The 24,243-nt window shown below is 57.9% G+C and carries 20 protein-coding genes; 13 read left to right on the forward strand and 7 right to left on the reverse strand.

The window, feature by feature from the left end; translation table 11 throughout:
- Positions 1 to 103: 103 nt before the first annotated feature.
- From J3U87_RS00510 to J3U87_RS00565, 12 genes are all read left to right on the forward strand, one after another.
- Positions 104 to 1,075 (forward strand): proline-rich domain-containing protein, encoded by a 972-nt coding sequence (locus J3U87_RS00510; protein ID WP_237381064.1) that lies wholly within the window; start codon positions 104 to 106, stop codon positions 1,073 to 1,075.
- A 148-nt stretch (positions 1,076 to 1,223) separates the two neighbouring features.
- On the forward strand, positions 1,224 to 1,454 hold the full coding sequence (locus J3U87_RS00515) for a hypothetical protein (RefSeq protein WP_237381065.1): 231 nt from the start codon (positions 1,224 to 1,226) through the stop codon (positions 1,452 to 1,454).
- An 8-nt stretch (positions 1,455 to 1,462) separates the two neighbouring features.
- Complete coding sequence (locus J3U87_RS00520) at positions 1,463 to 1,693, forward strand: hypothetical protein (RefSeq protein ID WP_237378285.1); 231 nt, start codon at positions 1,463 to 1,465, stop codon at positions 1,691 to 1,693.
- An 86-nt stretch (positions 1,694 to 1,779) separates the two neighbouring features.
- Complete coding sequence (locus J3U87_RS00525; protein WP_237381066.1) at positions 1,780 to 2,142, forward strand: hypothetical protein; 363 nt, start codon at positions 1,780 to 1,782, stop codon at positions 2,140 to 2,142.
- Positions 2,135 to 3,469: a hypothetical protein gene (locus J3U87_RS00530; RefSeq protein ID WP_237381067.1), complete on the forward strand. Its 1,335-nt coding sequence runs from the start codon at positions 2,135 to 2,137 to the stop codon at positions 3,467 to 3,469. Before J3U87_RS00525 ends, J3U87_RS00530 begins: the two co-directional genes overlap by 8 nt.
- A gap of 13 nt (positions 3,470 to 3,482) precedes the next feature.
- Complete coding sequence (locus J3U87_RS00535) at positions 3,483 to 4,604, forward strand: hypothetical protein (RefSeq protein WP_237381068.1); 1,122 nt, start codon at positions 3,483 to 3,485, stop codon at positions 4,602 to 4,604.
- Between the two features lie 30 nt (positions 4,605 to 4,634).
- The gene (locus J3U87_RS00540) at positions 4,635 to 5,249 is read left to right on the forward strand and encodes a hypothetical protein (RefSeq protein ID WP_237381069.1); all 615 of its coding nucleotides are present in this window, start codon (positions 4,635 to 4,637) and stop codon (positions 5,247 to 5,249) included.
- Between the two features lie 458 nt (positions 5,250 to 5,707).
- Positions 5,708 to 6,991, forward strand: a complete 1,284-nt coding sequence (locus J3U87_RS00545) for a type IV secretory system conjugative DNA transfer family protein (protein ID WP_237381070.1) — start codon at positions 5,708 to 5,710, stop codon at positions 6,989 to 6,991.
- Positions 6,988 to 8,064 (forward strand): GGDEF domain-containing protein, encoded by a 1,077-nt coding sequence (locus J3U87_RS00550; protein ID WP_237381071.1) that lies wholly within the window; start codon positions 6,988 to 6,990, stop codon positions 8,062 to 8,064. Before J3U87_RS00545 ends, J3U87_RS00550 begins: the two co-directional genes overlap by 4 nt.
- A gap of 153 nt (positions 8,065 to 8,217) precedes the next feature.
- Entirely contained in the window at positions 8,218 to 9,264 is a 1,047-nt protein-coding gene (locus tag J3U87_RS00555; RefSeq protein ID WP_237381072.1) for a PriCT-2 domain-containing protein, read from the forward strand.
- Between the two features lie 239 nt (positions 9,265 to 9,503).
- Complete coding sequence (locus J3U87_RS00560) at positions 9,504 to 9,842, forward strand: hypothetical protein (RefSeq protein ID WP_237381073.1); 339 nt, start codon at positions 9,504 to 9,506, stop codon at positions 9,840 to 9,842.
- 54 nt (positions 9,843 to 9,896) lie between these two features.
- Positions 9,897 to 11,405 carry a tyrosine-type recombinase/integrase gene (locus tag J3U87_RS00565; protein ID WP_237381074.1) on the forward strand — a complete coding sequence of 503 codons (1,509 nt, stop codon included), beginning with the start codon at positions 9,897 to 9,899 and terminating at the stop codon, positions 11,403 to 11,405.
- 164 nt (positions 11,406 to 11,569) lie between these two features.
- Here the strand turns inward: J3U87_RS00565 and J3U87_RS00570 are convergent, their stop codons facing one another.
- On the reverse strand, positions 11,570 to 11,869 hold the full coding sequence (locus tag J3U87_RS00570) for a hypothetical protein (protein ID WP_237381075.1): 300 nt from the start codon (positions 11,867 to 11,869) through the stop codon (positions 11,570 to 11,572).
- A gap of 169 nt (positions 11,870 to 12,038) precedes the next feature.
- Here J3U87_RS00570 and J3U87_RS00575 point away from each other — a divergent pair, with 169 nt between their 5' ends.
- Positions 12,039 to 13,949, forward strand: a complete 1,911-nt coding sequence (locus J3U87_RS00575) for a M3 family oligoendopeptidase (protein ID WP_237381076.1) — start codon at positions 12,039 to 12,041, stop codon at positions 13,947 to 13,949.
- 34 nt (positions 13,950 to 13,983) lie between these two features.
- Here J3U87_RS00575 and J3U87_RS00580 read toward each other — a convergent pair whose 3' ends face one another.
- From J3U87_RS00580 to J3U87_RS00605, 6 genes are all read right to left on the reverse strand, one after another.
- On the reverse strand, positions 13,984 to 15,543 hold the full coding sequence (locus J3U87_RS00580; protein ID WP_237381077.1) for an ATP-binding cassette domain-containing protein: 1,560 nt from the start codon (positions 15,541 to 15,543) through the stop codon (positions 13,984 to 13,986).
- A gap of 1,501 nt (positions 15,544 to 17,044) precedes the next feature.
- On the reverse strand, positions 17,045 to 18,337 hold the full coding sequence (locus tag J3U87_RS00585; RefSeq protein ID WP_237381078.1) for a sensor histidine kinase: 1,293 nt from the start codon (positions 18,335 to 18,337) through the stop codon (positions 17,045 to 17,047).
- A gap of 1 nt (position 18,338) precedes the next feature.
- Positions 18,339 to 19,688, reverse strand: coding sequence for a sigma-54-dependent transcriptional regulator (locus J3U87_RS00590; protein ID WP_237381079.1), 1,350 nt, complete (start codon positions 19,686 to 19,688; stop codon positions 18,339 to 18,341).
- Positions 19,689 to 19,777: 89 nt separating this feature from the next.
- Positions 19,778 to 22,198 (reverse strand): ABC transporter permease, encoded by a 2,421-nt coding sequence (locus J3U87_RS00595; RefSeq protein ID WP_237381080.1) that lies wholly within the window; start codon positions 22,196 to 22,198, stop codon positions 19,778 to 19,780.
- Positions 22,195 to 22,902, reverse strand: a complete 708-nt coding sequence (locus J3U87_RS00600; RefSeq protein ID WP_237381081.1) for an ABC transporter ATP-binding protein — start codon at positions 22,900 to 22,902, stop codon at positions 22,195 to 22,197. Before J3U87_RS00600 ends, J3U87_RS00595 begins: the two co-directional genes overlap by 4 nt.
- Before the next feature lie 39 nt (positions 22,903 to 22,941).
- The gene (locus J3U87_RS00605) at positions 22,942 to 24,192 is read right to left on the reverse strand and encodes an HlyD family secretion protein (RefSeq protein ID WP_237381082.1); all 1,251 of its coding nucleotides are present in this window, start codon (positions 24,190 to 24,192) and stop codon (positions 22,942 to 22,944) included.
- Between the last annotated feature and the right edge of the window lie 51 nt (positions 24,193 to 24,243).

Below are 24,243 nucleotides of genomic sequence, written 5' to 3' on the forward strand. Positions count from 1 at the left end.
CGCCTGACGACCGAATCACCTGGTCGCACTGGGACCGGTGCGCTCTGTACTCGGCCCCATCCATTGCTCACAACGCAAGCAAAAGGAGGACTCTATTCCAAACGTGATTGAACACCTGTTTCAACCTGCCGGATCCCTGTTGCTACTCACCACCGTGGCTACGGGATTCGCCTGGTATCGCAATGCCCTGGACATGCGCAGGGCGTGGCTCTGGACGATGTTTTTGAGCCTGTTTGCATTCAACTGGCATGTCTGGTTGGTTTTCTTGGAACCCCCAACCGTGCTCGACAACCCCTTCCAGTTCATTCAAGGCGCGCAACCCAACCCAATCGCCCGCTACCTCTGGCTGTGGATCAAATACATCTGCTACACCCTGGGCGGTGCCGCCGGCTCGACCGGGGCCATTTTCGGCATTGGCGGGTTCTGGATCGGGCGGCAGGACCTGATGAAGCAAGGCGTGATCTCGGCGATTGCGGGCTTTGCGTTCATTCTCGTCATCCCCTTCGTGCGCATGGTATTCGGCTCGTGGATAACGTTTGCGGAGCAGCAACCCTACTTGCCGGAGGTGCAAGCACGCATGCCGGTGGTCGCAGAGCCGGTTTCGGAAGCGTGGGTGTCGGATCTCGAATGGTTGGTCGCAAAACGACGCGACGCCGGGAACCATAAGGACCCGCGTAAGCCCGGTGGACCTCGCCTTGCCATGGGCCGCAACAGCGGGAACCACAAGGACCCCCGCAAACCCGGTGGACCTCGCCTCGCCATGGGCCGCAACAGCGGGAACCACAAGGACCCCCGCAAACCCGGTGGACCTCGCCTCGCCATGGGCCGCAACAGCGGGAACCACAAAGATCCCCGCAAACCCGGTGGACCTCGCCTCGCCATGGGCCGCAACAGCGGGAACCACAAGGACCCTCGCAAGCCCGGTGGACCTCGCCTCACCATGGGCCGCAACAGCGGAGACCACAAAGATCCACGAAAACCCAGTGACTATCCCGCCACTGCATGCCGTAAGCACGGTGGCTGCATCATAAATCCCTTTGACCGAGCAGGTAGGCCCCATGCCTTCGGTGTCTGACCGGCCACGATCCCCTTCGCGTGACCGCGGCCCGCGAGCGATCGATCGCTGGAAGCCGCAACACCAAGAATCGGGGAAGGAAGGTGATACCAAGCCAAAGCCACCCGCTGGGCTTGCCCACTTCGAGTTCCTTTTGGAACAGGGCCGATTGCCACCCTATCTCCAGCTCATCGAAGACCTTCCCCAAGTCTGCGATGCCCCTCCAACCCCCTGGGCGGTACAGGCCCGCCGTGAATGGCCCAAAGTCGCCAAACGGCTCTCACTCCCGGTCGGCAAGCACGCAGCCAACACCGAACAGGGCATCATCATCCGCATCCAACACCACCTGATCGCCTTTGACCTCGATGCCCTTTGGCGTCACCTCAACCTCTTTTATTAGGAGTCCCCATGTTCCAAGCCATTCGTGACTGGATCGAGCGCGAACCCACTCTCGCACAGCGGGAAATGCTTGCCCGTGATCTCCAAAACCCCTGGTTCCGCGCGGCCTGGACGATCGTCGACCTACCGCGTCGATACTTCATGCCCATCCTGTACACCTGCTTCGGCTTGTTCGTGTTCCTCGCCTTCCTGGGAACCGGCGTCCTTGATCCACTGCTTGATCTCATCTACTACCGCTAAAGCTTGAACCGGGCGCGGGTTCCCATTCCGGGGCCCCGCCCCTTTTTCTCCCGTCCCTTCCCAATAGGGCGGGCCAAGGAGGCTATGTGCCACAAACTCTTTACATTCAACGCGTCATCATCGGTGTTTTGGCCGTGACCAGTTTGGTCGGGATCGTTTTCTCCATTCAGGCGGGTCGCGACCTCGACGCTTACTGGTGGCAACTCCATTGGACCCAGCGTGTCATGGCCCAAGCCGATCAGGAACGCCAAATCCAGAGTCAGGTCAATGCCAAGATCCGGGAACTCTTTCAGGGCCTGGAACACTGCAAATGCAGCGGTGATCCCGTGGACCGCAACCGCCTCTGGCGCGAGTTCCTGGAACTGTTGGCCATGGAGCAGGAGATCCGTTCCGGAGGGGATCGCCTGTTCCAAGAGTGGGAGAACCGGCTGGAGTCTATTCGTGAATGACTACAGCGTCTTCAACTCCGCCGAATCCATCCTCGACGTCAACGCGACTCTTATTCAGTGGCTCGGCGTGGGCTACTGGCTCAGTCTCTTCGCGGTCGGTGTGGCCATTTGGTGCATTCGCTTTCTCAAAACCCACCTATTCGCGCCGCTTGAATCCAAACCCGCTCTGAAAAACCGGGCCCTACTCAACGTCATTATGGGTGGGGTCATGTGCGCCATGGTCGTAGTGCCGGTTGGTCAGGTGCCGTATCTCAACCAAATGATCGATGTGGAAGATGGACAGCTTGTCACCCCGGCGGCCGCGTTCACCAAAGTGGTGTTGGCCGACGGTTCCGACTACCTCACCCTCGTGATCCTCATCAGCGCACTGGGCCTACCTCACGATTTGGCCCACAACAGCGAGTACCACGAGGTCACCGCCAACGAGCACGCCGAAAGCTGGTTCGGTGCGCGCACGGACTGGCTCCAAACCCTGATCACCTATGAAGTCACTGGCTACGAGGACGCTGAAGCCCTGGCATTTCGCGCCGGACAAACCATTGAGGAAACCGAAGACGATGAAGGCGGTATTGTCCGTGGCGTTAAAAATGCCGTCGGTGCCGCAAAGGTCGCCTACGATGCCGCTCAATCGGCGTTCACGATCTTTCTGGCGATGTTGGCCTCACCCTACACCGCCATCACCTACATCGTGGGTCTTTTCATCCTGGCGGTCGTAGCGTTGTGGATCAACCTTATCGCCTACGCGTTCCCCCTGTTGTTCGCGGCGGTGCTGTTCCTGCTCCCCATTGCCTACCTGTTTGATGGGTACGGTCGGTTGATGCCATTGATTAAGTTCTTGGTGGCGTTTGCCTTGGCCAAACCCTTGGCGATGCTGTTCGTGGCGTTGCCCTTCTCCATCATTGATGGCTATTTGCTCAACCTCTATCACACCTCCGGCATCGCGGGACCGCCACTCGATTCGGTGTTTACTGCTAGCTATTGGGAGGTTGTCACCACCACCCACGCCAACATGGACTATTCTTTGCCGCTGATTCTGGGCTTGGGCTCGGCCGGTGCTTTGATGGCCCTGATCGCACCGATGGTGGCCTTCCTGGTCCTTGGCGCCGAGGGCGGCACCCTCGCCGGCTTCGTCTCCAGCATGTACCTGACCGCTGCCAACGCTGCCGCCAAAGTGGCGGGTCGCGCCGCACCGCTTGCGATGGGTGGCCCCATGTCTGCGGCCACGACCGCGACTCAGGCCGCCGGTGCTGCCGCGACCACCATGCCCCTCAAAAGCCCCGGATCCCTCACCCCGGCCACACAACCAACCTCGTCCAAACCGACCTGACGAAGGAGGCAACATGACCCACCCGTCACCACCAACCCCCCATGTGGCCGGGCTGCTCGGCCCATTCGCGTTGCTGGGCATGGCCATCGAGAAACCCGTTGCATGGGTGCACACCCGTGTGGCCTCACGCGGTACCCGGACCTTGGTGGTTTGGTACCTCGTACTGGCATGGTTCGTCGCCATGCCGTTGAGGGCCGATTTCCTGGGATTCGACTTGATTCCCCTTGCAGGCATGCTCCTCGCCAATATTCGCGAGTTCTACATGGAGTACCAGAAACAAATCATTCTGCTCAAGAAAACGGCTCAGGCCTACTACTATGCCCGCGCCATCGACGTCGACCAACTCAAGCGAGACGTCGGCGAACTCGTCGCCCTCGAAACCGTCGATGGGTTCCGCGTGCTGCTCAACCGTACGGCGAGCGACTACGCCGAAGCCATGATCTACGACGGCCAGCAGCGCGGGGAGGGGCCGGCTCAATCTGCCAGCCATGATGGCCAGGCCCAAGTCGGGCTGCGCTTTCGAGTGACCTCTTCCGACGGCGAGGCCACCTACAAAACGAACTCCGAAATCTGGAACGCGCTGTTCAATCCCTACGATCCCGAGTGGGATCCAGCCATGACCCACGAGACCTTCCTCGTCTTGAAAATGCGGTATCGCTGGCTCAGTCGCGAGCTGGGCAAGTACCGCAGAGCCGTTCGGACCTACAAACAGTTGGCTGCACACTGGAAGAACCTGTTCCTTCAAGACATCGAGCAGGCCAGTATCCAGAGTGCCATTCGGTACGCCGTATCGTCTTCCCTGGAAATGGACAGCCTGGCGGCCAAACTCAAATCCATCCGCGAAGGGCCCATTCAGGAATTTTTCGAAAGCCGCATCGAGTATTGGACCACTCGCTACAACGACGTCCATCAGGAGCTCATCCGCATCGACTGGGCCATTGGCCAGATGCAGGAGGACATGACCTGGATGGAACGACGCGCCCTGAACCAGGTTGCAGCCCGAATTCGGCTCAAGAGCCTGAAGCGATGGAACTACCTGTTGCCACCCGTGGGCAAGCGCAAAGCACCCGCGTCCCGCCTCAAACCCGTCCCGCACCTGCATTGGAGCGCGTTTCCCAAGGGATGGGCTGCATGAGTGAGGTGAAAAACACACCAAGGAGGTTGTGTGATTAAAACGGTGAAAGGATGGCACATCCGCCTACTGCGTGAACAAGGTGTGGTGGCCTCCGCGCTGTACCAATGCTTGACCCGAAACGCGTTCCCTTCCCATCGGTTTCCAGTGGATCGTCGGTTTCTCTATGGGGTTTCGCCCACCCGGCCGTACACGTTTTGGACGGCGACTGACCATCCCCGGTCCGTGATTGCCCGCGAAGCCATTGCCTGGTGTCAAATCGGCATGGCCATCAGCCTGACCTGTTTAAAAGGGACGCACGCGGCGACCTTGGCGGAAGCTGAAGCACGTTGGCTGCGCATGCCCTTTCCCAATAGCGCGATTCAGATGGGAAACCTGTTCATTGCCTGGACCTATCGATACGCCAACCAAACCTGGGCCCAACTTCAGCGCCAAATCCTCCAGCAACGGGAGGCGATGGCCAAAGAGGGGATCACGTCTCGGTGGATTCTACCCGCGACCCAAATGGAACCCTTACCTCCAGACCTCGGTTTCAAAATGGCCGACCACACAACACTCTCCTATGTGCTCGATCCCCGCGTCCGCGATCCCATCATCGGGCTCGATATCGATGACATCACCCTCCAAAACCGCAAGGCTCGCGCATGATCCGCCTTGCATGTTGGATGATCGTCTGGGTCGCGGGGGCATGGCTCTATCATCGGTATCTTTGGCCGTGCTTCTGGGTGCCACCCAATCTGGGAGGTCCGCGCTTGGCCTTCGATGTCGCCCTTTGTGGGCTCGTCACGTTACAAGCCGAATCCGTGTGGCAAAAACGGCGATTGCGTCGAAATCCACGTGCCCAGTGGGGGAACGTATTCCGGGAGGAAGAGTTCCGGCGATGCGAAAAAAACGTAAAGGCGTTTCTGGCGCAGGAGGCACGGGCCAACTGCACGGCGTGCGGAGGAACCGGAAAGGTTGCCTCTCCAGAAACAGAGAGCCAAACCATGTGTCCACCATGCCAGGGAACCGGTTTTCCCAACGGGCGGGTGCGACCTCCATTCCGCGTGCGTTACCGAGATCGTAATAGCATTTGCATTGCATTTGACGCCCTCACCAAAGAACCCGTGTTCCTCGAAAACGAGGCCACCTATCGTGCAACCCATGTCTACGGTATTCAAGGAACCGGCAAGACCAAACGCATCGGCCGCCTCGTCTTGAATCAACTGTTTGCCGATTCATTGAGTAGCATCCTCTATTTCTCGCTAAAAACCGAAGATGCACGCGAGATGGCCAGGCTGGCCCGCGCTTCGGGTTGGCGCGTTCACGTCATGAAGGGCGTGTGCTTGCTGAACACCTTCAGCCATTGGGGCCAATTCGAAGCGGGTATTCGAAAAGGCATGACGGCCGCAGGCTATCAGGCACGGGAATCGTTTTGGTTTGACCGGACGATGCAGCTTCTCGGCGAGGCCTACCGCCACAGTCTCGCAACCCAAAAGGTCGCTCGGCTGGGCCCCACCATTCAGAAGGTGCTAACGACCCTGCGGGCAGAGGCGGCGGCGGGCAGCAACGTCAAGGCCGATCAGATTGCTGTGTCGGACGTCGCCAGCTACCTCCTCGAATTCGACGATCCACTGTCCCCGGTGCGTTGGGTCTACGATGCCCAGCTCGACGACTTCGTGCCCGGCTGTGCGCCAGGCGAGGTACAGGCGTCGCAATTCGCAGATTGGTCGCTCATGGCCCAGCCGCGAACGATGGTCATCGTCCCGCCGACGGGGACCAGTCGAGCCGGGCTGGTCGCGGCTACCGCCCTGAAATACGCCTATCTCCTTTGGTTCGAGGACAACAAAGACACCTGGCAGGTATCCAATCCCGATACTCGGCACCGCAAGGTCGTGTTCCAAGACGAAGGCGACAATTTTTTGATCATTTCTCCACGCAAAGACTTCGACGACATTTACGCCACCAAGACCTGGCGTGAGTTTGGCCATTCTAGTTGGGTGTTCACCCAATCCAAAGAGGCCGTTCGCTCTGCGGCGGGCAATGACCGCGCTCAAACCTATCTCAGCGTGGTGGGCAGCCAAATCACATTCGCGATCCCAGACGAGGAGGTCGCTAAATGGATCAAGGAACTCCCAGAGTACGAATACCAGACCCGAACCGTCAATCTCAACCGATCTGCGGAAGGCTATGAGGACGGCGCCGACATGCTGCGCGGCAACCTCCAGGTTTCCCGCGGTGAATCGCTGCAAACAGCACGCGGGCCTTGGATCACGGGCGAGTGGTTCCAACGCCTGCCCAAGGGATGTGCGGTCTTTCAACAAGCTGGCCAAACACCGCGGGTCCTTTGGATTCCGTTTCATGGCCATGTTGCCATCGAGGGGGCACCCGAGAACGAGGAGGAAGTATGAGTTCTATTCGAGTTGAAACCAAACGTGGCGCGACCGTCGTCTCCGTGGTCGGGTCTCTGGATCCGGGAAGCCAACCCCAACTGGATCGCGTATTCCGCCACCTATCCCGCGTGCGCCAATGCAACATCCTCCTCCATGCGAAGGAGCTCGATCGGGTCTGTGGTACCGCCATCACCAAATTACAGGCATGGTCGCAAACGCTAAACGACCGAGGCGGCTTCCTGTGGGTCGTGGAGCCCTCGCCAAGCGCACGCCGCGACTTGGCGCTGCATGTGCGAGGCTCCATGGCCACCTTTCCTTCCGAACGTATGGCCTGGCAACTGGTGACGCACATCCTGAATGCCAAGCTGGTGCGCGAAATGTGTCGGGAAACCCATACCGATTCAATCACGGGTTTACTGAACCAGACATACATTCACACATGTTGGGCGCCGATCCATCCCCGACTCGGCGAGGATGATCAAGGGCCCTTGGTCTTCTGTCTCGCGGAAGCACATGGGCTCGATACCCGGAATGACCAAGACGGGGATCAGATCATGGGCGCGGCAGCGAAACGCCTGTCCCTCCTGTGCGGGCGCTACGACCTCTTGATTCGCTGGGGATGTCATGCGTTCCTGATCATCGCGCGATGGCCACAAACCTCAAATGGGATCCCCTTTGCCGGAAGGGCCATGTCCGCCTTGCGGCACCCATTCCGAACGGCACTGGGGGCCACAAAAACCGTTTCGTGGTCCCTGGGTTTCCTCCAATGCCCACTGTTGTTCGATCGGTCGTTGACGTGTTCGGAAGGGCTCCGTTTGGTTGTGGAAGCGATGGAGCGAGCCAAAACGGAAGGAGGAGATCGCTGGATTGCGGCGACGGGTACCAAGCGACCCTACCCCTTTCTGAGCGACCAGCTTCCCGACCTCTCCGTATTGGCTACCGCCGGATTGATCGAGATCCATCGAGAGGTGCCCCTCGAGGAACCAGAAACCCTCCCCGCCGTGTCAAAACCCAAGACCTGGGTAAAGACCGGCAATTCCCAGCGCATCCGTACACGAAAGACGCGTCTGAAACACCTTCGCCGTCTGTGAGCGAAGCCACCCATCATCACGATCGCGTCGCTTGGGGCGCCAACCTATCGCGGCTGCGAGTCCGGTCAAGCCTGGCGGCTTGACAGGGCCCCGCGAGCCGCGAGGGTTCCGCCCGTGAGCGACGCCATCTCCATGATGAAGCAAGGAGGGTTCATGCGATTTGGACAGCACTGGTACCGACATAAGGATGAGTGGCGACCTGGCCCCTGGTTACCCTTCCCGAATCTGGACCAAGCCTCGGACGCCGAATGTGATTTTGTCAGCGTTCTGGAACTCTGCACCACGGTCGACGCATACCGCACTTGGCAGCAACACCATCGCGATCACGGCCGCAAGCCTAGCGAGCAGTCCCTATCCGTCCCGTTCAGAGGCCCGTTTTACGCCGATTTCGATAGTGAGGACCAGCCCGAGATCTTGAGAATGGCGTTACACCGTGCCCTTGATCGATTGCGCCAAAGATCCGGGATCGATCCGCGCGCGTTTCGGTTGTGGTTCAGTGGCGGCAAGGGCTTTCACCTCATCATCCCCGCGAACTGGTTTGGTCTCGAAGGGTTCCAGCATCGGAAATTGCCCACCCTGTATCGGTATCTCACCAAAGAGTTGGGCTTGGGAGAGATCTGCGATCCGGCCGTGTACAGTGAAGGGCGAGGACGGTTGTGGCGCGTCTCGTGGAAACGGCGCCCGAACGGCATGCGCAAGATCCCCATCACCTGGCAGGACCTCGCCCAAAGCACCGTCACCGATATGTGCCAATGGTCCGCAGGCAACGTCACATGGGTTCCAAAGCACATCCACGCCAACGAACCCAATCCCTACTTGTGCCATGCGGTCAAACGGGCATGGGATCAATGGCGTCAAGATCGAAACAAGAACCTGCGGCCCCATTTCAATCGTAACCCCAAGCCGTTGGGATGGACGACCGAGCGCCGCCAACATCAAGATCGTCTCATTTCCGAGGCTCTACAAAGCCTGCCAAGCACCTACGCGGACGACTACCAAACCTGGTTGACCGTCGGCATGGCCCTGCATCAAGCCTATCGTGGTTCCGACGAAGGGCTGAAGTTGTGGCGTGAATGGTCAGTACAGTCTCCCAAATTCGACGCTCGCGCGCTCGCAAGAAAATGGCGCTCGTTCAACTCGAATGGCCGAGACCGAGTGACACTTGGCACTCTGTTCTACCTGGCCAGAAAAGCCGGCTGATCCAAATGGCTCCTCGTGGGGCTCGCAGGGCGCAATGTGGCACACGAACCCCGGACCGGCAAGCTGCTCCTCCGTCGCTGGGCACTTGCCCGCCCGGGGTTCGTGCGCCTCCGCGCACCCATCGAACCACCACCGAGGAGGCCTTCATGGATCCACTCTTTGTTCATTCGGATGTTCCAAGTTCTCAAAGTGACAGCCACATCCAAAGACCCCAAGGGGTGCTCATCGGAGGTTTCGAGATGACGGTTCAAAAACCCAGCGAGTTGATTTTTCAGGAGTTGTCCAGCTTTGCCAAAAAACACAACCTCAATCTCTCCGTGAAGGAACTCAGCACTTGGGCGGAGCGGATGTTCACGCGGCTCAACGGTCAACTCGTCACCCACAAGGAGGCCGCGGCCATGTTGGGGGTCAGCCCCGAGATGATGCACCACTACCGCAAGGACGCGTTGATCGAAGGCATCCCCAAGAACCCACACGCTGCCAGACCCCACTGGTTATACCAACTGTGCGACGTCCTTCAGCTCAAGAGCTACCGTGCCAGTCTCAGAGCCAAACGGCAGACATCGGGCCAGGCCTGAGAGCGGTTTCTGACTTGAGAACTCGAATCGATGTGAATGAAAGGAGCTAGATACATGGCAAAAAAAGGAAAACGATACATCGACCATTACTTAATGAAGGAGCGGGCCAAAGGACGACGATTTTCCCAAGAACAGGAGAAACAGCTCGAGCGCCAATTCGAAGGTGTCTACCTGCACTCCGATGGGAGGCGTTTCATCGCGGTGGCCAACGTGCCCTACATCGACGCCAAAGGCCGGAAGCGCTACAAGCGTCCGGAAAAGACTTTCAAGACCGTGACGGATGCACGCAATTGGCTGGAAGAGAAGCGGGTCGAATCGCGCAAGGGAGTCGAGGCCGCCGAGACAGCCGACCCCACCTTGGCGCAGATCATGGAGATCGCCCAACCCAAAAAGGAAATCCTCCCCACGTGGAACCGAGTTCAGCGGTGGTGGCGAACTATCCATGAATATTTTGGGTCAACACGAAAGGTCCGCACCATCAAGGATCGCGACATCATCGCCTACCAGGCATGGTTACTGACAAGACCCAACGGCAAGCTCTGTCGGAGCGATGACGGGGACGCGACCTGTCCAACCATCCAACCCATCACGGTGAATGCCTATTGCGGAGAGTTGTTATGGCTCATCCGAGAGGCCCATCGTCTCGGGTTGATCAAGGTCATGCCCCAGTACACACCCATCGCGACATTCAGTCATCGTCCTTTGAATATCACGCTCCAAGATTTTCTAAAGGTAGTGGATGCCCTGCCACAACATCGTGCGCTTTTGCTGCTTGCTCTCAACACTGGCGCACGAAAGGGCGATATCTTTCGGCTCACCCTGGATCGAATTGCCAAGCGCGAAGTCTTGCAGGACGGAAAACGGGTAATGAAGACGGTGATCACGGTACGCTCGACCAAGACCAACAAAGAGAACATCCAGGTCCCGATGCTCCGCAAAGTCGAAGCGGCATTCGAGGCTCACATCAAGCAGCAGAACGCCTGGTTGCAAAGATTCTACAACGACATTGCCGATCCGAAGGCCCCCAACCACAAAAGGAGGGTCGCATGGTACCAGCGGTGCAGGGCCGCCTTGCATCACAAGGTGCAGAAACAAAACCAGAGCAAGTGCCCCATCAAGGAAACACTACCTGATCTCAAACCATTGGCAGAGTTACGAGGGCCCGGGGACTTGAATCCCATGGGTCTGGTATTTGTCAGCAAGCAATCGCTTCGGCCGTACAAATCCATTGGGTGGGCTCTGGATAGCGCCATCAAAAGAGCGGGTGTGGCCGAGTTCTCCATGCACTCGGTTCGCCATTTGGCAACGACGGTTCTGCTCGATATCACCGGCGGAGACGTAGATCAGGTCCAACGCATCATCGGTTGGTCGAGTACGGCCATGTTGCAAATCTACGGGCACATTGCGCACCGACATCTCAAAACCTTCGAGAAGTTCGATGAGTTGTTGGGCGATGCCGAAGAATGGGCCCAGGAAGATCAGACCCAATCCTCCCGTCTCAAAGCCAAAAAGTGGAAGTGGAAAAAGAAAGCTTCAGCAAGGAGAATGAACCGCGCTGAGTAGTCGGAAAAAGGCTCCAGAATTGGACTCCAACCCTTGGACCCGATTGAATCAAATTCTTGATACTCGGTTTTTAGTAGGAAAAAAGTTGAAAGCATGTCACGAGACCAAGGTAAGACCTCAAATAAATGCCATATCGTCACCCATCATAACCTATATAAATCAAGCTATTTGAAGCGCCTTGAGAAATTGATATTTCTCCTTGGATCGCTTCGAAGTGTCGGCCCAGCGGGCATAGCCAGTTCGATTTCGAGAAAGAAACAAACCACCTGGTTTCTGGCGAAGGGCCATGGCTCGTTCATCCGAAAAATTAGCAGGTTCCCGACAACATCGGAAGCCAGGAAAGGATCGGCATTTGGTGTCACATCATGGTCCTGGCTTTCCTGGTTTCCATCATTTCTGCCTTCCTGATCAAGATTTGACGACGGCAAGACCCAGCTCAGGTTGAACACACCACTTTGGTTCAAGAGAGTCACCGCTGGTCGGGATGGAACACGGCCCCTGTGGCGCACCTCGGGCATGATTCGATTGTGAGAATTTCGTTTCCCAAATTCGCAAAACGCAAGTATCGCCCAAAACACAAATAGATATTTATCAACAACTTATGCCATGGCATCACACTTGTACTCCCGAGTCATGAACGCGATTCACCATCGCCGTAACTCAGGCAAGAGGTATTATTTGATGCGTACGTTCGTCCTTTTTCTGCTCTCGTTGACGATCCAACTCCACGGTCAAGATCACCCGCAAACGGCACGACCTCACGAGCACTGGAACCTTCGCGAACTTTTTCGCGATGCGGCCCATTGGGAAGCGCAAGCCAAGCACCTCACGAAATCGATCGAGGATCTAGGTAAATACAAGAACACGATCACGTCCGACAATACATCACTCAAAAAAACACTTGATCGGATTGCGGCGATACAAAAGGAAACGAATCGCCTTCAAACCTATGCCTATTTGCAGCAAAGCGTTCATTTAAACGACCGCGCAGCGCAAGACCGCCTGCATCGTGCAGACAAACTGGTCACGACGTTCCAGAACACGACCGCGTTCCTGAAGCCGGAACTGGCCGCGTTGGGCGCCGATCACCTCCGCAGGCTGGTGCAGGATCCCCTCCTGAAGGATCACCAAAAAACCTTGCGGGACATTCTGGACTACATGGACCACACCCTCGATGCCGACGCCGAGGCCGTGCTTTCGGCGGCACACGAAACCCTATGGGGTACTTTTCTGAACTACGATCGCCTGGTTTCTTCCGGGATGCTGTGGAAGGAAGTCACGCTCTCCTCCGGTGAGGTCCTGTTGGCCGACAAAGGGGCCCGGTCGAAGCGCATCGACAACGCGGAAGATCGTAAGCTACTGTCAGAAGCCTATTTAACCGCCTGGCACCAAATGGGGAACGCAATCGGGGAAATCTACAACACCCGGCTCAAGGGCCATGTCTTTTTGAGTCGTTCTCGGCGGTACCCGGGCGTCCTGGAACACGTCAACGCTTCGGCGCAAATCCCGAATGAGGTTACCGACACTCTGGTTCAGGTAGCCAGGGAGAACTTGGATCTCCTCCATCGCTATCTGTCGGTGCGCGGTCGGATCATGGGCCGTCGAGATCCGAGCTATGGCGATTTGCGACTTCCGTCCATCACTTCTCAAAAGCGATTCACCATCGAGGATGCCAAGCGGATTACCTCCTCGGCGCTGGCACCGTTCGGGAAGGAATACATCGACATACTGGAGCACGGGTTCCAAAACGACTGGATGCATGCCTATCCTGCGGAACACAAGGATCGTGGTGCTTTTGTCGTGCCCGTTTATGACGTTCACCCCTACGTCATGTTAAATTTCGATCACACCTTCGCCGGCGTTGGGGAGTTCGCCCATGAATGGGGACACGCCGTTCATTTCGAACTCGCGAAAGCGAACAATGGTTATGATAGTTTCGAAGCGACGACCTATGTTGCCGAGCTCGCTTCGACCACCAACGAAATCATGGTCGAAAACTACATGCTGGCAACCGACGATGATCCCCAAAATCAGCTCTACTATCTTATGAAGGCGCTCGGCACGATTCACGGATCTTTTTTCCGTACCGTCATGACCACCGAATTCGAAAAAAAGGCGATCGACGCAGTCTCGTCAAATACGCCCTTGACGGGAGACGAGATGAATGAAGTCTACCTAAATCTTCTCAGGGATTACTATGGACACCACGTCGATGTCATGCAGGTCGACCCAAAGTATGCGATAGAGTGGGCCATGCGCATTCAAATCATGTACAAGAGCTATTATATCTACAAGTATGCGACGAGCATCGCGGGAGCGACCGCTTTTGCCGAGCGGATGCACCACGGTGAAACGAATGCGGCCGAAAGCTATATCCACCTGCTGAAAGCGGGGCAATCCGATTATGGATACCCCCTTCTGAAGAAAAATGGCGTCGATTTAGCGAACAAATCGACCTACGACCCACTTTTTAAACGCATGGCCCGTTTACTGGAAAAAGCCGAAGACCTACTATCCAAAACTTCCGAGGCCGAACACCCATGACCTCGATCCTCTTCCCTGCGGTCGAAACGGGTTTTCAAAATTGAAGAACGCGACCCGGATGGGCCGCACACAACTCGCGATCGTGGGTGATCAACAGTACCGCGGCCTGGAAAGCCTGCTGGTACTCGGTCAACAGGGCCAACAGCTCGAACCGGGCCTCGATGTCCAGCGCCGCCAGCAGCTCGTCCCCGATCAGCAGGCGCGGACGCATGGCGAACGCCCGGCAGAGCTGCAACCGCTGGCGTTCCCCCATGGAGAACGCCGACGGCGGTTGGGCCAGATCCAAATCGGCCAGGCCCAATCGCGCCAGCAAGGCCGTGCAGGTCCACTCGGGAACGGCGGGCTTCGTTTGGGAATCGAACGCCCAAGCCAGTTGCTGGGCGACCGGTACGGCCGGATTGAAGGCGGCATCGCCGTGTTGGACGAGCAACTGGACGGCGCGCAATTGGGCCTCCGCACGACGTCGCCAATCGAAGGAGATCGCTTGGTGGGACAACGATAAGGTCCCGTGACAGGTGCCGCGTACGGGCAAGCCGGCCAACATGCGGGCCAGCGAGGTCTTGCCGCAACCGGAAGGGCCCATCAGCCAAGTCCACTGGCCAGGATGGAAGTCCAGATCCAAGTCGCGGAACAACCATCGCGATCCATAGGCCAGACCAAGGCCGCGACCGCGCAGCACCAGGTCGTCCACCTCGCCGCCTGATTCGGACCCAGCGTCGGACGCCACTTCGGCCGTGCCGGCATCATCGGAGGCGAGCGGTACCGCGGGGTCGCGTTCCGGCGTTTCGGCGGCTTCCATCCGAGGGGCGGCGTCCCGCGCGATCATGGCGCGATCTTCCCAGTTGGGAACCGGCACCATGCCGCCCAACCGGTTCGCGGCCGCCAGCAAGGCACGGTGGTAAGGGTGCCGCGCCGATTCGAAGAAATCGACCGAGGCGCCCTCGAACAGGTGCCTGCCGCGGTGGAAGACCAGAACCCGATCGGCGTAGGCGCGAATCAGATCCAATTGATGGGTGACGAACACCAGCGTGCAGCCCTTGGAGAGAAGGCGCGAGCGCAGCAGGGCGAACAGCCGTCGCTCGGATTCGGCATCCAGCGAGGCCGCGGGTTCGTCACAGAACAGCCACCGTGGCTGGCGCGCCAACACCAGGGCCAGCATGATGCGTTGGCGCTCGCCGCCGGAAAAGGAGGCGGGGAAGCGCTGCAGGAGATCTTCGCCGGTGAGGCCCAGTTCGCCGAGCAGCTCCAGCGCGCGGGCGGCAGTGCCGCGTCCGGGCATGACCTCGCGGAAGTGGGCGCCGATGGTGAGCGCCGGGGTCAGGCCGCCGGCGGGATCCTGGATCAGGAGGCAGGCGCCGCTGGACGGCGCGAAGGCGGCCTCGGGCTCGGTACCACCGGCCCAACCGAAGAGACACTTCAGGAACAGGGACTTTCCGGATCCCGATGGGCCGGTGATCGCTACGGTTTCGCCGGCCCGAAAAACGAAGGGCTCGGTATCCAGCACCTTGCGCCCGCTGCCGCTGTGGCGCCGAAAGGCAGGCACGGCAACGGTTTCGGCGTCCGGAGGAAGTTGGTCACGCTCCACATCGACCATCAGATAGGCACTCCCCGAATATGGAGGTCATCCTAACATGGGGGGTGGGTCGCGGTTCCCGGAAACCGAGAGATTCGTCGTGCGGGGTGGTGCGGTCGGGTGGGTGCATCGGGGGCGGTATGCCCGCTAACGGTCAGTTCCAGAGAGATCCGGGCTTCGCGGGTGGCTTCGATTGGGTTTTGGCTGGTGCCGTGCTCGGGAAGGTGGGATTCTCGGGATGGCCTGCGCGGGTGGTTTGGTAGCTTCGCCCTTGGGCCCGGAGATCAGCCGATTCAGCCGTCGCTTCGATTGGTTCACCAAGCTGGTGAACCTACAGGCCTGGCACCCTTCTCGCGATGCGGGGACTTTGGGCTTTGCGGCCTTGTTGGTGTTCGATATGGGAGCAAAACAGCTTCGCTCTTTGGTGTAACTCACTGTAGTTGCTTGGGTCGCTTCGAAGTGTCGGCCCAGCGGGCCAACCTACAGGCCAGGCACCCCTCTCGCGATGCGGGGACTTTGGGCTTGGCGGCTTCGGGTTGGGTTCGCCAGGGGGATTTCGGGCTTCGCTCTTTGGCTCAATTGATTGCTGTTGCTTGGGTCGCTTCGATTGGTTCACCAGGCTGGTGAACCTACAGGCTTTACGTTGCTTGCGTGCATGCGGGCTCTCCGAAGCGGCTCGCTTCGTGTCGTTTCTTTCCCGAAATCGAGCGGGTATGCCCGCTGGTTCGCGGCTCTTATGTAACAAACTTGCTTGGAGTGCCCGAAAGCCGAGAGATTCGTCGTGCCAGTAGGTTGGGCCGCTGGCCCGACACATCGAAGCGATCCGCGCTTCGAAAGATCGAGTCGTAGAAGAGCGAAGCAGATAAGTCGGGCCACCGATCTCTCGATGGCGCAAAATATCTCTACCAAGTCGCTTCGATAGGTTGAGCAAGCTGCCATACCGGCCGTGCTCAACCTACAGGCTTTACACCTCTATTGCACGTGCGGGCTCTCCGAATCGGCTCGCTTCGTGTCGTTTCTTTCCCGAAATCGAGCGGGTATGCCCGCTGGTTCGCGGTTCTTATGTAACAAACTTGCTTGGAGTGCCCGAAAGCCGAGAGATTCGTCGTGCCCGGTAGGGGCATCAGGGGCGGGAAGCCCGCCGGATGAACTGGTCGAAGTAATCCATGCGAGGAGTTCCCGCATGCTGCGAGGGTCGGCGCGGCAGTAAGTTGGTCAGGGGCGGTAAGCTGGCCCCCGGCCGACACCCCGAAGTGACCAGGGCTGCGCAAATTCAGAACGCCAAAGAGCGAAGCTCCAATAAAAACAGGAGTTTCGGAATGTGCGACCAGCGGTCGCACCTACCGTGCCATACCGGCCGTGCCATACCGGCCCTGCACGACGCCCCTCTCACAAATGCGGGAACTCCCAAGCGATTCGCTTCGATAAGTTATCCACCTGAAACCCGGCTCCCGGCCTGGGTGGCGACTTCGTGGTAAAAACAAAAACCGCAGTCACGCTTGAACGGATTGGAAAACCACCTTCATGCCATGGATTTCCCTGGTGGCTGGGGCAACATGATCGTGGCTTTGGCGCCGCGGCGATCGTCCCTGTTCGTAAGATGCAGGGTGCCCTGATGCTGTTCGACGATGTTTTGGCACAAGCAGAGGCCGATGCCTTTGCCATCGCGTTTCGTGGTGTAAAAAGGAATGAACAAGTTGTCCGGTGACGTGATTCCCGTCCCATTGTCCAGTATGTCAATCATGATATTCGAAGACATTCGCTTTAAAGAAATAGTAACCTCCGGATCCTCACTCTGGGCCTCCCACCCGTTTTTGACGAGGTTCAGCATGACTTGCTCGATCAGGACGGGGTCCGCCCAGATCTCCTTGACGCCCGGGGCGACCTGCCAGGTGATGCCGGGAAACATTGCCTCGATCGCCGCGAACATTCTGGACGGTTCGAACCAGGCGAGTTGGAGTTGCTTTTGTTCGTTCAGGGACCCATACCGTCCCACGAACTCTTGCAACGAGACACTGCGATCGATGATGACGCCCAGCGCTTTGTGCATGCGTTCATCCCCTTGCACCTTGCCCTGCATGGACTGAGCGAGGGACTTGATGGGGGTGAGCGAGTTTCGTATTTCGTGGCTCAACACCCGCATGATCTGACGCCACGCCTCGAGTTGTTTGGTTCGGAGTTCCTTTTCGATATTGATCAGGACGACCAGATGATGGGTTTGCCCGTCTTTCACGAAAAGGCTGGAACGCGTTTGCCATCCCTGCGGGTGGGGATGTGGATCGAGGGTCCAGCCCGCCTTTTCCGAGGGACCCAATCCAAAATGCTGGCAGTGCATTCGGCGTTGGCTTTCCCACGGCTGCCTGATGAATTGGGAAAAAGCGGCATTCGCGTGGATGAGCTTGAGGTTCTGATCGAAAACGGCGATCGGGGAATCGAGCTGTTCGATGAGGCGAAACACCAGAAACGAACTTTGGTCGTACAAGTGTTTCCGCGTTTGAAGCGCTTCGGCCAATTGCGAGAGTTCGCCCTGGATATCACGGGCAATGCCGCTGTCGAACGAGTGGTGCAGGCGGAGGCTGTAATCTTCGGCTCTCAGGGTCTCGATCGCCGTACTCACTTGGTTGAGCAACCCGAACAAGCGGCGATAAACGTGATCGAACGAGAGGATGACCGGAAGGAACACGATGACGACGACGGTCGTCGTCATGAGCGTGGATGCCTCGAGAAGCACCATCACCCACACCAGGAGCCCCAGCACAAGGCCGCACACCAAGGCGAATAGCCAGCGAATCCGAGCTTCCAGGGAGTGACGCATCTCAGGCCTTGATGCCGAATTTTTCCATGCGACGGTACATCGCACTCTTGCTGATACCCAGGATTTGGGCCGCTTCGGCCACCACGCCACCCGTTTCGTCCAGTGCTTTGGTAATCAGCACATGTTCGGCTTCATCCAAGGTCATCAAGGGGAGTTGGTGGGTTTGAGATTTCGGGAAACGCAAATGCAGGTCGTGGCTTTCGACGACAGCGTTGTGGGTGAGCAGGATGGCGCGCTCGACGGTGTGACTGAGTTCTCGAATGTTTCCTGGCCATTCGTATTCCAGCAGGGTCTTTTCCGCTTCGGGCGAAAAGGTGACTTTCGGTCGCTGATAGCGCGTCGCGTGTGTTTCGGCGAAGTGATAGGCGAGCGGCATGATGTCGTCTCGACGTTCGCGTAGCGGTGGAATGCGCAATTCGATGGTGTTCAGCCGGTAATACAAATCGGTTCGAAAGGTGCCCTGTGACAGGAGCTCTTCGAAGTTGGCGTTGGTGGCGCAAACGATTCTGGCATTCGCCTTCTGGGTTCTGCTCGAGCCGACGGGTTCGTATTCCCGGGACTCCAGGACCCGCAGGAGTTTGGCCTGTTGCGCCAAGGGGATGTTCGCGATCTCGTCGAGAAAGAGGGTTCCACCCGTTGCCATTTCAAATCGACCGATTCGGTTTTCCCGCGCGTCGGTGAAGGCGCCTCTCCGATGACCGAACATTTCGCTCTCGAAAAGAGATTCCGGTATCGCGCCCATGTTGACGGTCACGAAGCTGGCGTCCCTTCGACCGGAAAGCTGGTGGATCACCTTCGCAATGCTCGATTTCCCACAGCCGTTCTCGCCCGTCAGCAAAATGGTCGCGTCGGTGGTGGCCAAACGCTCGAGGTGCGCCTTCAGCTTGAGCATGGGTCGAGATCGCCAAAGCAGGTTATGCGCTTCGAACGCATTGCATTGTTGGCGCAGGGCCCGGTTCTGGCGTCTCAGTTGGATGAGCTGCGTTTGCTGGGTGACGATTTGCAACAATCGTTGGTTGTCCCAAGGTTTTTCGATGAAATCGCTCGCGCCCTTCTTGATGGCCTGAATCGCCAGGTCCACACTGGACCAGGCAGTCATGGCGACACAGGCAAAGGTGTCGTTCATGGATTGCATTTTTTCGAGAAAAGCGAGCCCTTCCTCGCCGGAAGTGGTGTCACGGGTGTAGTTCATGTCGAACAAAACCACGTCGATCTCGTGTTCCGTCAACAACGCGAGCGCCTGCTGCGGGGATTCGGCTTCCAGTATGGCGAATCCCTGGTCGCTCAAGGCGTAGTCGGCGCTCATGCGCACATCGGGCATGTCGTCGACGATGAGGACCGTTGATGTCATGCGCGACCTCCGTCAAGGGTTGGCGGCGATGGGGAGCGATGGTCCCAGCCTAGCTCGTCGCGAACCAAAAAGGTAGTTTTCCGGCACGATCATTCGTTTCTCAATGCCTGGACCGGGTTGCTCTTGAAGAGTTTTCGCAGCGGGAAGTAGTTTGCGAAAAATGCGGTGATCAGTAAAGCGGGGACGGTCATGAACAAGGAGGATGCCGTTTGGTGGAACCACGCGTCCGCGGCTTGGTCGAACCACGATCGCAAGAACAACACCGCCGTGACACTGATGGCGAGACCCAGCAACACGGGTTGAAAGTGACTGCGAGCCACGAGTTTCGCGATCTGGTGGGTCTGGGCGCCGAGACACATGTGGACCCCGAACTCGAAGCGCCGCATGAGGTTTCCGTAATGGAACACGCCAAACATGCCGGCACCGGCGAGGAGCAACGCGAGCAGGGTCAACCCGCTGGCAACGCCGGCATTCACCTGGTCGCGGGCGATGATGCGCCGATGTTGCTCGTCGACATGGACGATCTCCGCGACGCGACGGGAAGGATCGACGTCGGCCAGGGTCTGGCGTATCAGGTGGTTCGTGTTTCCGCCTTGCTTCAATCGGATGAGAAGGTGCATGTTCCAAGGCACATAGGTCAAGTAGGCATCGCGCGATCGAATCTCCTCGGCGCGACCCGGAACCGCGATGTCCTTCACGATGCCAATGACTTTCTTGGGTACCCCGCTCCCGTCGTAGATCAACGTGCCCAGGACGCGACCTTCGGGCTCGATGTGCTTGGCGGCGCTTTCGCTCAGCACGACGACCGGGTCGTCGTTTCGGATGTGATCGGACGTAAACCACTGGCCTCTCAATAATTCGATACCCACGACTTCGTGATATCGCTGGTCGACGAAGTTGATGGGGAAGTCACCATATTCGCGATTGTCGACGTCGCTGTAGCGCGTGGACATTCCCGTGCGAATGGGAGAGGTAAAAGAAAAACTGCATTGCGCGACTTGGGGCATCGCTCTGAGGGCCTGGGCATAATCAGCCATGATCCGTCGTCGATGGTCGATTTCGTCGCTGCCGATCATGCCTTCTTTCGCGTCGAGCCGCACACTCACCAGGTTGTGGCTTTCGAAACCCAGTGGTTGGGAAATGACGGACAAAGATTGTTGCAGCAATGCGAAGGCGCCGGAAAGGAGAACACCGGTGACCGCGACCTGGCACGTCACCAACGCATTGCGGGTGAACTTGGATATTTGCATACCCGAACCCTTCCCACTCGCCTGGAGCTGGATTCGAAGGTCCTCGTAACGAATCAGTTTCACCGCGAAGAGCGAGAAAACGGCCGCAAGGGTCACGCATAGGGCCATCGAAAAGCAAAGGGTGGGGATGTCCAGGGACAGTTCGTCCAGCCTGGCGAAGTGGGCGGACGCGAGCATGCGGATGAGCTCGAAACACCAGGCGGCCACGAGGAGCCCCAGCAAGCTGGAGGCGATGCACAAAATGAGGCTTTCGGCGAAAAGTGCGCGAAACAGATCGACCGGTTTCGCTCCGAGCGCGGCCTGAATCGCCAGCGTGCGCTGTTTTTCCGCCGCTCGGGAACAGAACAGATTCACCACATTGCTGCTGGCGATCAGGAGCAGCATGAACACGGCCCCGAACAGAAGAAGGGCTCGTTGCTTGCTGTCTCCCAACATCCGCGTTTCCAGGGGCACGAGATTCACTTTGAATTGGCGATCGAGGCGGCGAAGTTCGGGACTCAACTTTGATTGGTAGGTGCGGTCGAGCAGGTGCGAGAGGCGATCGGAAGCCTCGCGTTCGGAAACCGCGGGAGAAAGGCGGCCCAGGCCCATAATGGTGCGTTTGGTGTTCCCCCAATTCTCCAACTGCATGGCATTGAACCCGTGAAAATCCCAAGGGAGCCACACGTCGATCTCGCCTGGCTCGTCCGGAGCACGAAAATCTTTGGAAGTGACGCCGATGACGCGGTAGTGAACGTCGCCGAGTTGAATGGACCGGTTCAACACGTCTCGGGCCCCCTCGAGGCGGGTCTTCCAGAACGAATGGCTCAAAATCACCACGGGGTGGTGGGTGTCCAGGCGTTCCGATGCTTCGAACGGTCGACCGAGCGTCATGGAGGTACCCAGGATCTCGAAATATTCGGGCGTCGTGAACAGTGCGGAAATCTTTGGCTCGGTTTTTTGATCCAGAAACCGCACGGCGTCCAGGCTCATAATGCTATAACTTTGAAAAACCTGTTGTGTTCTATAGGATTCCAAAAGTCCTGGCAGGGTACTAAACCCGGAATCGGTTCTCCCCTGTGGACTTTGATAGTAATGATCCGTGATGAAAATCCGATCCGGAGCCGGGTAGGGTAGCGGCTTCATCATGAGTACCACATTCAAGTTGAAAACGCTGATGACGGCACCCAACGTCAAACCCAATGTCAGCATCACGGTCATGACGAAGCCTGGCCGCCGCCTGAGGCTCTGGATGGCGATTTGGAGGTCGTGATGCTTCATACGGCACCTGCGAATGCCACGGCTTCCAGCATTTGACCGTCGAGAAGGTGCAACTGGCGTCCGGCCATGTCTCCGTATCTTGGATCGTGGGTCACCATACAAATCGTGGTTCCCTGCGCATTGAGCTGCGCGAGCAGGTCCATCACCATGTCCCCGTTTTTGGAGTCCAGGTTCCCGGTCGGCTCGTCCACGAGGAGAATGCTCGGGTTTCCGACGAGGCCACGGGCGATGGCGATGCGTTGCTGCTGGCCTCCAGATAACTGGTTCGGTTTGTGTTTGTGGCGATGGGCCATGTCGACGTCGGTCAACACCGACATCACTTTTCGCTCGATGTCCTTGGCTGACGGGGTGGGCGTCCGGTAGCGCAACGGCAGGGCGACGTTGTCGAAGACATTGAGCTCGTCGATGAGGTTGAATGCCTGGAAGACGAACCCGATTTTTTCGTTTCTCAAGACCGCACGGGCATTGACGCCGAGATTGCTCGCATCCCGACCGTCGATGACATAGGAACCTTCGGTCGGACTGTCGAGCAGTCCCAGAATGGCCAAGAGGCTCGACTTCCCACAACCGGACGGTCCCGAAATGGAGACGTACTCACCGGCTTCGATCTCCAGGTCGATACCCCGCAAAGCGTGAGTCTCCAATTCTTCCGTTCTGAAGATTTTAGTAATGTTTCTCATCTCGATCATCGTTGTGGTTTGCATGCTTTTTTCCTTTGATGCTTTGGTCAGAACGGTCGTGTTTCAGTTGTCGAAATGGAGCTGTTTTTTTCCGTTGAGTGACGATAAATCCGAAAGGACGAGCGTATCACCGGGATGGGCGCCCGCGATGACTTCCATATATTCCCGAGTTTCCCGACCCAGTGTCACTCGGACCAGTTCGGCGTAGCTTTCATCTGGAGATAAACGGTACAAAAGCATATCAGAGCCAGGAGAGGCATTCGCCGGTTTTTGGACGTAGATCGTGTTCTCCGCGTGGCCTGTTTGGATGGAACCTTCAATGGGCGTTTCCGGTCGCAGTGTTTCGGGCGCGGTGCCGTCCAGGGCGATTTCGACGGTCAGGGAGCCGCGCTCGACGACCGGACTGATTCTGGAAACGCGACCCGCCAATTCGCCGGCGCGTGTCTTGATTCTTGCCGGTTGATCGATGTGTAGGGCATCCGTCTGGGCTTGGGATACATTGAGGGTCGCGTAGAGTTCCGCCACGCTGGAGACGACGATCATCGTTTGCCCTTCCTTGACGCTTTGGCCCGGCTCCAACGCCAATTTTTGCACGACACCGTCGATGCCGGCCCTGACCTGGAGCCTCTCCAAACGTTGGTTCAGGGAGTGGAGGTATTCCGTTTGTTGCTGGATGATGTTCCGTTGGATGAGCAGGGTTTCACGGTGGACGTTGGCGAGTTCGCGCAATCGGGTGGACTCCAGGTCGCGACGCTTCGACAACTGTCGTGCAAGCAGTTTTGCTTGCTCGAACTCCAGGGTGGAGATCAATCCCCTTTTGAAGAGCCGTTCCCGGGCTTTGACGTTCAGTTCGGCCGATTCCCATTCGGCGGCGAGTTTTTCGTATTCGGCACGATGCGCCAACATTTCGCGCTTCTGCTGGGCCTCGAGTAGCTGATACCGATTTTGAAGCGTGTCGCATTCGCGTTGTACCTGGCGAACCTTTTGTGCGAACTCGGGGTTGCCGAGCTGCATGATCATACTCTCGGCGTTCACCTGATCGCCGGGTTTCAAGAAGATCTCGTGAACGGTGGCATCGGTCGGTGCCGTGATCATGCGTTGCTTTTTCGACTTCAGGTAACCGTATCCCGTGACTTCGAAATGCAGTTCGCCTCGATGGACGGGTGCGGTCCAAATGCTGGTTCGCGAAATGCCCGAACGATTCTGGGGCCACGACATCCGTGCGAAACACATGACCGTCAGCAAAACGAGTCCTGCGACGAGGAGCCGCTTTCTTCTCGAATCCGTTTTCTTTGCAGTGATGGCAATATCCATGTTCCACCTCTCTAGACGTTTGCAGGGGCAAGCGCGGTGCCATGATGCAAC

Source organism: Sulfidibacter corallicola (genome assembly GCF_017498545.1).
Classification (GTDB): Bacteria; Acidobacteriota; Holophagae; order Acanthopleuribacterales; family Acanthopleuribacteraceae; genus Sulfidibacter; species Sulfidibacter corallicola.